Source organism: Sporotomaculum syntrophicum, assembly GCF_009932395.1.
Classification (GTDB): domain Bacteria; phylum Bacillota; class Desulfotomaculia; order Desulfotomaculales; family Desulfallaceae; genus Sporotomaculum; species Sporotomaculum syntrophicum.
The window spans coordinates 404922-416991 of sequence record NZ_LSRS01000005.1; the positions used below are offsets into that span (position 1 = coordinate 404922).

Annotated in this window: 10 protein-coding genes; 3 read left to right on the top strand and 7 right to left on the bottom strand. The window is 44.4% G+C overall.

The window, feature by feature from the left end:
- Positions 1-240 precede the first annotated feature (240 nt).
- Both SPSYN_RS12125 and SPSYN_RS12130 read left to right on the top strand, forming a co-directional pair.
- A complete protein-coding gene (locus tag SPSYN_RS12125; protein WP_161822736.1) occupies positions 241-1155 on the top strand; it encodes a DMT family transporter in 915 nt (304 codons plus the stop codon).
- Between the two features lie 271 nt (positions 1156-1426).
- Positions 1427-1747: a carbohydrate-binding protein gene (locus SPSYN_RS12130; protein WP_161822737.1), complete on the top strand. Its 321-nt coding sequence runs from the start codon at positions 1427-1429 to the stop codon at positions 1745-1747.
- Positions 1748-1990: 243 nt separating this feature from the next.
- Here the strand turns inward: SPSYN_RS12130 and SPSYN_RS12135 are convergent, their stop codons facing one another.
- On the bottom strand, positions 1991-2422 hold the full coding sequence (locus tag SPSYN_RS12135) for a hypothetical protein (protein WP_161822738.1): 432 nt from the start codon (positions 2420-2422) through the stop codon (positions 1991-1993).
- A gap of 152 nt (positions 2423-2574) precedes the next feature.
- Here SPSYN_RS12135 and SPSYN_RS12140 point away from each other — a divergent pair, with 152 nt between their 5' ends.
- Entirely contained in the window at positions 2575-3402 is an 828-nt protein-coding gene (locus SPSYN_RS12140; RefSeq protein ID WP_161822739.1) for an Asp23/Gls24 family envelope stress response protein, read from the top strand.
- A 118-nt stretch (positions 3403-3520) separates the two neighbouring features.
- Here SPSYN_RS12140 and SPSYN_RS12145 read toward each other — a convergent pair whose 3' ends face one another.
- From SPSYN_RS12145 to SPSYN_RS12170, 6 genes are all read right to left on the bottom strand, one after another.
- On the bottom strand, positions 3521-4198 hold the full coding sequence (locus SPSYN_RS12145; RefSeq protein ID WP_161822740.1) for a cell wall hydrolase: 678 nt from the start codon (positions 4196-4198) through the stop codon (positions 3521-3523).
- A 124-nt stretch (positions 4199-4322) separates the two neighbouring features.
- Positions 4323-5054, bottom strand: a complete 732-nt coding sequence (locus SPSYN_RS12150) for an ATP-binding protein (protein WP_161822741.1) — start codon at positions 5052-5054, stop codon at positions 4323-4325.
- A 14-nt stretch (positions 5055-5068) separates the two neighbouring features.
- Entirely contained in the window at positions 5069-5860 is a 792-nt protein-coding gene (locus SPSYN_RS12155; RefSeq protein WP_161822742.1) for a DnaD domain-containing protein, read from the bottom strand.
- Positions 5861-5925: 65 nt separating this feature from the next.
- Complete coding sequence (locus SPSYN_RS12160) at positions 5926-6087, bottom strand: hypothetical protein (RefSeq protein WP_161822743.1); 162 nt, start codon at positions 6085-6087, stop codon at positions 5926-5928.
- A 113-nt stretch (positions 6088-6200) separates the two neighbouring features.
- Positions 6201-10220, bottom strand: coding sequence for an FAD-dependent oxidoreductase (locus SPSYN_RS12165; RefSeq protein WP_243153042.1), 4020 nt, complete (start codon positions 10218-10220; stop codon positions 6201-6203).
- A gap of 206 nt (positions 10221-10426) precedes the next feature.
- On the bottom strand, positions 10427-11701 hold the full coding sequence (locus tag SPSYN_RS12170; RefSeq protein ID WP_161822745.1) for a (Fe-S)-binding protein: 1275 nt from the start codon (positions 11699-11701) through the stop codon (positions 10427-10429).
- Between the last annotated feature and the right edge of the window lie 369 nt (positions 11702-12070).

Here is a 12070-nt window from a genome sequence, read left to right on the forward strand (position 1 = left end):
AAACGGGTTTGTTTTTTTATACCTAAAACGAGATTATATCGATGACACTAGCGATGCATAATCATACACTTAGCTTGATCTCAACTCTAAACTATTATGTTATAATAAAAAAATATTTTGCCCGAAAGGTCTTGTATTACAGTTCATTCATGGGACGGTAATAACCAGCTAAGCTTTTGAATTGCTCCGTTTTAGAAGATTACTGATTTAATTCATTAAAATGACGGAGGAAAAAATAAAATGTGCAACACCGTATTAGGGGCATTATGTTTATCCTCAGCAGCTACTATCTGGGGCGCATTGTATGTGGTAAGTAAATATGTACTTGACTTTATCCCTCCCTTGACCCTTGTTTGGCTAAGATATAGTATAGCGTTTGTTTTTTTATATATAATTTTAAAAATAGTACAGCGTAAAACAGACACACCTACCAAATTTGACAGGGGTGACTGGTTGCTTTTGGCCTGGATTGGGTTCGTCGGATATTTTTTATCGATTTCATGTCAATTTATTGGAACAAAACTTTCAGATGCCCATACGGGTGCTCTTATCACTTCGGCAACCCCGGCCTTTACGGTTATATTTGCTCGCTTTGTCTTACAAGAAACACTTACTGTTCGTAAGTTTCTTTCTCTAATCATAGCTACTTTTGGTGTTGCAATTATTATAGGTTGGAATTCCAACCTGGGCTATAACATTTGGGGATATGTCTTTCTTGTTGCTGCTGCAATAACCTGGGCTCTATTGTCTGTATATGTTAAACTAGCTTCTTACAAATTTTCCACGCTAACCATTACTACTTATGCTATCTTATTCGCTGTTATTTTTACAACCCCGTTCATGATCTGGGAACTGCAAACGAGCCGGCTCATCTTTAATAACTACTTAGTTTATTGGGGAGTTTTGTATATAGGTATTGTAGCAACGGCCTTTGCTTACTTACTGTGGAACAAGGGTATGGAACTAATGGATGCAGGAATTGGTTCATTGTTCTTTTTTTTCCAACCAGTAATGGGCTCCTTCTTGGGCTGGTTATGGCTTGATGAGCATTTGGATTTGAATTTCTTTATTGGCGGAGTACTCATTTTATTAGGAGTGTTGCTTGTAACCGTCCCGCAAAAGCGGAATAAAGCTTTAACCGTAAAAGACAGGTAAATGCCGTCTATTAGCTGTAATAAGCAAAAAAACAGTCTCGTCGGTTGTAGCATGCATCGTCTTGGCCGGTTCACATCACTGCCTGACAGCTAGAGCCAGCTTGTCATATCGCTCGTTTAAAGGGCTGGTTGCCCAGTCGGCAGTATGTAATCGGGCCAGTACGTAGTGGTTATTGCTCTTGAACAACTAAGTCGCCACTTTTTGCCCGTAAAATTAATAAATAGATTATTTTTGTTTAAACTAATCGTGAACAGAAAAAAGGAGGTGGCCTATGAGTACATTAAGTCCATTTATCTTTTCCCCGTCTATTCAGGGGGTGCAAGTTAAACCGTTGACACAGGATGGCAAAGAAATACGGATTAGGTACACCGGCATGTTGAGTCATAACGGTGCTAATCAGATCTGGATGCATGCCGCTTTTGGCGGAGCCAAGGAATGGAACGATGTCAAAGATTATCAGATGGAAAAGTCCAGCGAAGGCTGGGAGCATACTGTTGATGTTAAAGACAATCAGTTTAATTTTTGCTTCCGGGATGATGCTCAAAACTGGGATAATAACAACGGTTCCAATTGGGTATACAGGATCACTTAAAAGCCGGGCTTAAAGCCGGCTTTTTTCACTACTCCGGACTCAGCAATTCCTCGGCCGGTGTACAGCCCGGTACCTACAGGATTGTTACGGTCAAGTACCTGCTTTCGGCCAGCTTTGACTGAGACATTCCTTTTTTACAGCTTTTAAAGCATTTCCTCCGGGTGGTGGACAGATAAACTTTAACCGCTTTGCTATTCGTGGATTTCAGGACACAAAAGCAACAGCTCCCTGAAGTTAATTAATTTAACGTGCCAGCAAATATAAAACCAGAGCAGTTATAGCGCCGACCAGCATAATAACGGTACCCATCCCTCCAAAATTGACCAACAGCTTTAATTTGACACCTTCGCTTTCGGATTTTAAGCGTAACTGGTTGTACACTGTCAATGGCCCGATTATTTTCATGACCAAGGCGTCGCTGAGATCCGGTTCACCGCCTCGGTCCAACATACTCTGTAGTAATGCGTCCAGCCATTGCTTTTGTCCATCAGACCCAAGGGCTTGGTAATGTTGTTTTAAGCTATTAATGAATTTTTTTTCTCGAACTTTGATGTTCTGGAAATAATACCTGCGGTCGGTACGGTTTTGCTGGCGTAAGGTTCTGCTCATTAATTTGGTATCTTCCTCGGTGAAGTCAAATTCTTTTTGTAATATTTCTAAAAAAAGTGCAGCCATGCCTTTTTCCATCCTTTGAAATAAAATTGCATAGGTATGTAATTTATGTATATTGATAATATATAATAATAAACAAACTCGACAACTCTTAGATCAAAGTATATATTTTTTGGTGCAGGTTAGCAATAAACACTGAGGAATGAGGGATATGGTTGGAAGTTTACGCACTGGTGGGTCCCAGCGGCACGGGTAAAAGCTACCGGGCAGTTATGCTAGCAGCCCGTTTGGGTTGTGAGATCATTATCGATGACGGATTAGTTATCAAAGGAAATAAAATTATTGCCGGTATGTCCGCCAAGAAACAACCCACCCGGATCGGAGCCATAAAAGCAGCTCTTTTTACTGAACCGGAGCATAGAAAAACTGCCGTTGATGCTATAGCCGGGCAAGCTCCGAAAAAAATATTAATTCTAGGCACCTCTAAGGGCATGACGAATAAAATTACCGAAGGCTTGGGGTTGCCCGGGATCAAAGAATATATTAATATTGATCAAATCGCCTCGGCCAAGGAGATTAGAAAAGCACGTATAATGCGCACTCAGCACAGCAAGCATGTCATTCCGGCACCGATTGTTGAAGTAAAAAAAAGTTTTCCCGAAAGTATAATTCACCCTTTGCAGGTTTTTATGCGCCGTCATGGACAAAAGGACCGGCGCAGCTGGTCGGAACAGTCAGTAGTGAGGCCTACCTTTACCTTATACGGTAAGTTCAGCATATCCCAGGGAGCTCTGGTGGCTATAGTGAATTATGCGGCTTTGGCTGTTCCCGGCGTGGTGGCGGTTAAGCATACCCATATTATCAGGGATGACCAAGACGTAACTATTGAGCTATCAGTGGTGGTAAGTATAAATTATAAACTAGACCACATTAGCAAAGAATTACAGAAGGTGGTTAAATTACAGCTGGAAAATATGACTGGTTTAACAGTGAATTTTGTTAATGTAACAATCGTGGATATTCAAGCAGAAGAGATCTGCTAATCTGTAAGAAAAAGGCACCCCCTGTACCAATGATGCTATTTGGGGGGATGCCTTTTCTCTTTTGTTTCATAATAATGTTTTGACTGGCTAAACGTATTATTTATTTGAAGGAATATGTTTACGTTTTAGTGGCAAACACATGTCTGCCTATGGTTGTTATTACTGGCAAGGTTCTAATCCACTGGTCAGAAGCAATTCGGGGGTTATAGAAAAACAATGCCCCGTTGGTGGGATCATGCCCTTCCAGTGCTTTAATGGCCGCTTTAATGGCCGTTTCGTCAGGGTTTAAATTGATGGTGCCGTCGCCAACAGGAGAGAACTGGTACCCTTTGTGGCTGCGCTGGAATACCACTTCACTGATACTATCGGGGAAGTGTGGGTCGCGGGTGCGATTTAAGATCACAGCCCCAATGGCCACCTGACCTTCAAAACTTTCTCCCCGGGCTTCGGCATATATAGCCCTGGCTAAAACCATAAGGTCTTCCCTGGACACATCACCCCGGCTAACATTGGCCGAGCTGGCTTTGTCCAGTGGTGGAATGGTTAATACCTGGCAAGGTTTTAAAACCGACGTTTCCAGGTTGTTGGCACGTATTAATTTGTTTACATCAATATCAAAGGACTTAGCGATCTTGGATAGAGTGTCACCAGGCTGCACCGTATACTTAACCGTTATGCTGTTTGACCCTCCGGCCACTTCTTTTTCCACACCAGCTTGGGCACCCTGACCATTGCTCAAAAGCAGACAGAGTGCGAATAGCAAAATACTGGTGAGCTTGGAAAAATGAGTGTTCATTTTTTCCTCCTTTCTGACCAAAAAGTATTTTGTACAATATATATATATTCTATACTGGTAATTATAACCATAAAATACGGACAAGCATGTACGCTTGTCCGTATTATGAGAAAATATGTTTAGGTTATCTGTGCTGGCTGATTATTTGCATGCGGATATCAGCGTCTACCAGTAGGCGGTAGGGGTGGCACATCTGAATAATGCGAGAGGTTGTTCTGTCGCCCAGGAATTGCTCTAATTCTCCAAGGCTGTTATTGGTGGTGATCACGGTGGGTAAAAGAAAATTGAGCCGGTGATTAATAATGGTAAATATTATATTACGTGTCCAGTTTGTGTAGTTATGGGCTCCCAGGTCATCCAGAATGAGCAAAGGCACTTCCCTGGCTGTATCTAACAGTTCCGATTCCGTAACATCCTTTTCATTTTTTGCATCGTAGGTAGCTTTAATTTGTTCCAGCAAATCTGGCACTACGATAAAAAGAACAGTTTTACCTTCAGCCAAAAGGGCATTAGCTATACAGCAAGCTAAAAAAGTTTTGCCGCTGCCTACCGGACCTGTTAATAATAAGCCATTGGTATGTGGATCCTCTAAATAACGGCGGGTAAAATCCTTGGCTGCTTTTAGGGTAACCCAAGCGGAATCATAAAAGGAAGTTTTCTTTACCGGATCAATTTGAGTCCGTGAATAAAAATCAAGTTTAAAACGGTTAAAGGTATAATTAACTAATCTGGGTGGGATCTGTGCAGCCCTTATTTTATTGTTGATATTCCGCTGTTTAACACAGCTACAGGGCTCAGCAACACCATCATGAATAATCAGTCCACGGTCGGCGCATTTATTACATAAATAAGCCAAATGCTACCCACCCCTTAACTCATATATAATGACTCGAGCATATTTTTTTTATCATCATTTTGATTGGTCTTGCGCCTGCCGTTAGATGGTGTTTTTTTGTTATCGTTGTGCTTCATTTTAAACTGCCGGTCATAATCTTCAACCTGTTCCGGTGTGAGAAAATTGTTCTTTTCCCATTCCAGTAAAATACTGTCTATATACTTAAAATTATGTTTGCCCAGCATAACAGCCCGGCGTAGTGCTTCAAGGACCATAACAGGGGGCATTTTTTGTGACCACCTAGCAATTTGTTCAATTTCCATTGGCGAAAGGGGGCGGCCAAATTCTTTTTCAAAGCTCTTATATAAGTTAAACGGCTTTTTTAATTTGTTTTCGGTAATTTTTTTAATGGCCTCATGTTGCTTTACTCTGGCACAAGCCCATATTTCCGACAGCTTTTCAAATATAGGTTCAAAATCATAGCCTTGTATGACAATGTCTCTTTCTGCATCGTAGAAGTCGGTTATTTTTAGCATGCCGTTGCTGATTAAATTTTCCAGGTCACGGTTAATTTGTGCAATATTACCGGATAAATGTTCATAAAGCAAATCTGCTGACGGTAGATAATTGTTTTCTTCAGTAAATAATCTGAATAATTGAATAAGCAGCATCATTTCCGTATCAGATATGCCCATGTCTTTATACAATTTTAATAATAAATTAGGAATAGAGGTTGAGCCATGGATAAACAGGTCCACACCAAAAGCTGCAGTTATGTTGCCCCGTTTATAATTTTTTACCGTACTCACTGTGCCTCTTGGGACCATCTGGTATCTCTCCTTCTTTTGACCTAGACATATTTTATGGCAGATTGGTGGGTTTGTCCACTCTTTTAGCTGGGCTTACCGTCAGCGCCTTGTCTGAAATTTCCTAGCACGGTTAAATTGCCCTCTAATATTTTACGGCAAAGACGGCTAAATTCCTTTATTTCATCTCTGACAAAAAAAGCCAGCCAGAGACAGCTGTCTTGATAATTCTCTGTAGATAGTGCCATTATTCAAACTCTACAGTCTGGCGGTGTTTTAAATTGTCTGGCGGTATATATTTTTCGAGCATTGTTTGGTTAATTAACAAGAGACCCTCTGGGCAGGGTCTCTTGTTAATTAATTATTGCAAAGCATCGCCGGGCTCACATAAGCCATTCAGCATATGATTTAGCATCTGTTCACTGCAACCCTGCAGCGTAATGGCTTTATTGGGGCACTCGCCGGCGCAAATGCCGCAACCCTGGCATAAAACAGGTTCAATTTCGGCTACGCTAAAACTTATCCTGGGTACGTGGAAGGGGCATAAGCGAACACAGGTAAGGCAGGCTGCACATTTGTTGGGATCCACCGTGGCAACCAGACCCAGCGAAGCCAGACTCTCTTTGCTTAAGATGGTGGCCGCCCGCCCTGCAGCTGCTTTGGCTTGAGCAATATTCTCCTCTAGATTCTTAGGTCCGTGGGCAATACCGGCCATAAAAATGCCTTCGGAAGTAAAATCCACCGGGCGGAGCTTCATATGGGCTTCCAGGAAGAAACCGTCAGCATTGAGGGGTAATTTAAGCAGCCGGCTCAAAAGAATGTTATCTTCCGGCGGCAGGATGGCCGCAGCCAGTCCCACCACGTCGGCGTTAATGATAATATTCCTGCCCAGGATATGATCTCGTATCGTGACAATAATGCCCTGGCTGTTCTTTACCACCTGTGGTTTGTGCTCTTCGTCATATCGGACAAAGATAACTCCCTTGACCCGAGCCTCGAGGTAACAATCCTCCAAAAAGCCATATGTGCGGACATCCCGATACAGTACAAATACATTGGCGGCAGAATTATTTTCTTTGCACCTGATGGCTAAGTTGATTGATTTACTGCAGCAAATACGGCTACAGTAAGGCCGTTCGTTATCCCGCGAACCTACGCAGTTAATCAGTACAACGTTGTGTGCGTTCTTTAAGCCGCCTCGGTTCATGACTTCTTCCATTTCCAGCAATGTCATCACCCGGTTACTTTGGCCGTAGAGGTATTCATTGGGCTGGTACTCCTGCCCGCCAATCGCTACAATGGTTACACCGTGTTTAATTGTCGTGCCACTGGTTAAAATAGTGGTAAAATTACCTGCATATCCCGTCGCTTCAGCTGGTTTAACTGACTTATAAACCTTAATCAGCGGGTGCTGCTCTACTTTTTTAATTAAACTATTAACAAACGCTTCAACATTTTCGCCGGCAAAACCCAGCTTAAGGCGTTTGCCCATGCCACCCAGTTCGCTGGATTTTTCCACCAGGCTGACCGGATAGCACATTTCTGCCAGAGCGAGGGCGCTGACCATTCCTGTTACACCGCCGCCGATGACTAGTGCCGACTTGGTAATACCAATGGATACCTGCCCGAGGGGTTGCAGCAGTGCGGCTTTATACACAGCCATTCTTGTTAAATCGATAGCCTTTACCGTTGCCCGCTCGGGCTCATGCATATGCACCCAGGAACACTGGTCTCGAATGTTGGCCATGGCAAACAAGAACTTGTTTAAGCCGGCCTCCTGCAGTGTTTCCTGAAACAGCAGCTGATGGGTTCGGGGACTACAGGAGGCGACCACTACCCGGTTCAGGTTGTGCTCCTGAATTGCTGCCCGAATTTTGGCATGGGTACCCTGAGAACAAGCATACAATTCATCCTCAGCATACACTACATAAGGTAATCGTTGAGCTTCTGCCACTACTTCGGGCACCCTGACCACGCCACCGATATTGCTGCCGCAGCGGCAGATAAAAACTCCAATTCTAGGTATTTCGCCTGACACATCCCGTTCGACCGGAAATGCTCGTTTTTTAACTAGCGTGCCGCGCACTTCGCTGAGCAGGCTACCGGCCGCACAGGCTGCTGCGCTGGCCTGCTGGACAGTTTCGGGGATGTCCTTGGGTGCGTTGAATGCCCCGGCGGTAAAAATCCCAGGCCGGGAGGTGTTTACCCCCGTAAAGGGAGCAAGTTGTACAAAGCCATACCGGTTGACTGCAACCGCTGTTTTTACCGTCAATCCTCGGGCTTCTATAGATGGCTCCAGACCCACGGAAAGTACTACCAAATCAAACTCTTCGCTTAAGAATTTATCGTTTTCATCCTGGTAACGAATGAGCAGGTTTTTATCAGGACGGTTAACCTGCTCAATCTGATAGATTCGAGAGCGTACAAACTTTACTCCATACTCCTGCTCAGCTCGCCGGTAATATTTTTCGAAATCCTTACCGTAGCATCGCATGTCCATCATAAAAACCGTGGCAGCGAGCGGCTGTTCACTGTGCTCTTTAGCGATCACTGCTTCTTTGATGGCAGACATGCAGCAGACTGAGGAACAATAACCGTGGCTTTCCCGGTTGTTTCTGGAACCGACACACTGGATCCAGGCAATATTACGGGGTACCCGGTGATCAAAAGGGCGCAGCAGGTGACCCTGGTAAGGACCTGAGGCACTTAAAATTCGTTCAAACTCGACGCTGGTCACTACATTGGGATAATTGCCGTAGCCTAGGTAAAGTAAATGGCTGGGATCATAAGCTTGGACTCCGGGGCATAAGATAATTGCACCAACTTGCAGTTCCAAGTATGCATCCGTAGCGTGGAGGTTAATGGCTTGACTCAGGCAGGTTTTTTCACATGCACCGCATTCAGAGCAAATACCGCAGTTCAGGCAACGCCCTGCCTCGGCGATGGCTTGCTCAGGTGTTAGCCTGGTAGTTTCCTTGGCAAACCCCTGCTCACTCGGTTCCACCGGGCTAAAAGGTAGCGATGCCGGTGTGTTCTGGGTTACTCCGGTTACAACAGGTTTTCCGGGTGGGGCAATTTTATTCACGGATACTTTAAAGATCCGGTCTTTTCTTTGTTCGATGTCGTTTAAATAGCGGTCTATGGATTCCGCTGCCCGCTTACCTACCCCGATTCCTGAGATCACATTCCGGGGGCCGGTGACATTATCCCCGCCGGCAAACACTCCCTCCAGGCTGGTTTCCAGGGTATAATGGTCTATCTGCAGCCGCCCGTCGTCATTTAATAAAACCTGATCATCGGCGGACAGGTAGATGTAGTGGTGCATGACTTTGGCTAATTCCTTGCCGGGCGTGCCTAGTTGCGAGGATTTAGGAGTTTTGACGGCGATAAAAACAGCATCGAATTCTTTTTTTAGTCCGGTTACTGAAAAGTCCGTACCCCAGCGATGTTTACATCTGATTTCTACGCCCAATTTTTTCAGCAGATGTATTTCGGTATCCAGATAGTGCCTGGGTAGTCGGTATTCAGGTATGCTTTTGCGCATCATGCCGCCGGGACGTCGCTCAGATTCAAAGACCACCGCCCGGTAACCCCGTTTCACCAGATGGTAAGCAGCGGTCAAGCCTGCCGGGCCACTGCCGATAATCGCCACCTTCTGTCCACGTTCGGTAGCCTTGGCGGGTAAAGGAAGCTCATCGAGATTGCCGGCATATACTTGTTCAGCAGCTACTAGCTTTAAGTTCTTGATACTCACCGGAGTGTCCAGCCTGCCCCTATAACACCGGTTTTCGCAAGGATGGGCGCAGACCAGACCGCATACCGCCGGAAAAGGGTTATCCTGGTAAATTAAAGACCATGCGCCCAAAAAGTCACCTTTTTTAATCAATTGCACATAACCTTGAACGTTAACTCCTGCTGGGCAGGCGGCCCGGCAAGGTGGGATACCAGCCTTTTCAATGGCATAAGCAGCCGGCATAGCCTGGGGATAGGTTTTATAAATAGCCTGGCGATTTTCCAGGTAGGCATTAAAGTTATTGGGTACCTCCACTGGGCAGGCCATGGCACAATCACCGCAAGCGGTACATTTATTCAAGTCCACAAAACGGGCTTTTTTATGCAGGGTTACTTTAAAATTGCCCGGTTCACCCTGGATGTCCACAATACTGGTTAACATGTGCTTTTCAATATTCAAATGCCTGCCGCATTCAACTATTTTAGGGGATAGAATGCACATGGAACAATCGTTAGTAGGAAAGGTTTTATCCAGCGCCGGCATAATGCCTCCGATGGCCGGTGACTGCTCCACCAGGTAAACGTAGTAACCGGAATCAGCCAGGTCTAGAGATGTCTGAATGCCGGCAATACCGGCTCCTACCACCATTACCGCGCCAATCTTATTTTTGCCCAAGGAATAACCCGTCCTCTCCTTGCAGAGCGTCTTGCTGCCATACGCATACGTAATCATTACTGAACACTCTTTATTAAATCTCTTTGTCTTAAGCTTGTTAGCTTAGGATATATATAAATATGCTGGTCGGTAAAAAAATTGATTGTTTAAACAAATAAATTAACACTTAAGTATTTAATTCAGTGTAATGGGGTGCCAGCACGCCTATTGATGCAGAACACAGGCTTATTCACAGATTTTTTCGGTATAATCAGGGCTTTTTCTATCAGATCGCAGATGTGCATATTCTGAGATCTGGCCTTTTCCGGGTACCATTTGTTTAAATCATTAAATTGGTCCATACAGTTATGACAGGGCACAATGACAATTTCCGCACCGGTGGCAACTACCTGCTCCACTTTTCGTCGGCCTTTGGCTTTGCGCACCTCATTGTATTCCGGCATAGCCATACCACCGCCGCCTGCCCCGCAGCAATAATTCATTCTGCCGTTAGGGTTCATGTCCACGAAATTCTTGACAAAGCTTTTAAGCAGCTCACGGGGCGCTGCGTAGACGCCTTCTTTGCGAGCTGTGTTGCACGGGTCATGATAAGTAACTACCTCAGTTATGGCCTCGGGGTCCAGTTTAATTTTATCTTCTTTGACCAGCTCGTTAAGTAGCTCAATAATATGGCGTATCGGGAATGGTTTACCTGACCAGTAGGTGCGTTGGCCCCACTTCATGGAACGAAAGGCGTGCCCGCACTCGGTGACAATTAACTCTTCACATTCCAGAGCGGCTACTTCCTGCCACAGGGGCATGGAAATAGCTAAAAAGTCATCGGTTTGACCGGTAAACAGGGCGGCATTGGTGGCGTCCCAGCGTTTAGTGCTGATGGTATAGTCAATGCCCGCCACATAAAACAGTTTTAAAGTGGTCTGCAGTTCGTTAGGATAATACTTAATATCCCGGGCGTTAAACCCGTAGAAATATTTGGCGCCTTTTTTATTAAGGGGGATTTTATAATTAGCGTCCCCCAGCTCCACCTGTAGTTCCTCTTCAATCCATTCCAGGGTATCTTCGTAATCTTCCTGGCTAACATTCATTTGGTTGCCGGACGCGATGTGCTCTTTGACAATGGTCTGCAGATAGCCGGGGATTTTGTCTTTGTCCCAGGTACCACGAAGTGCTCTCACAAGAGCTGAAACATTTACATTCATGGGGCACTCAATAGTGCAAAGCTCACACATATTGCAATACCAGATGTACGGGTCGGCATATACTTCCTCTTTCATACCCAGCAGTACTTTACGTAAAAAAATACGTGGATTATGATTTTCCACCAGATCGGCATACGGGCAGCCAACCGAGCACATGCCGCAGGCCAGGCAGTTAGCAAAGTCGTAACCCTTCAGCAGTTCTGCAACTTCCTCTCTGAATTGAGGGTTAAGCTGCTTTGCTAGAATATCTTCCATTTTAGTTTCTCACCTCTTGGATTCGGGATAATTATATGATGTTCGTCGAGTATATTAAGCTTTCAGCTTAGCCAACGTTTTGGCACACGAGTTTAGTTATATTTGCGGTTATATTGGTGTTTGTTGTTAGATAGTGGTTTTTTACCGCGTACCATTGCCCATTTTATGCAGTTCTTAAGAAACATGATATCTATTTAACATGTAAAAAATATACCAAATCGCAGTCAGGTCAGAGCTGTCTGCAATTTGATTATGTAAAAAGGGTTGCTTATCGCAATAATTTGGGTTTTGTATCATTATATTTTTCTTCGCATAGCAAATGTCCTGCTTGCAATTTACTACAAAGAAGTCAAAATGCCTTGTTAGAAA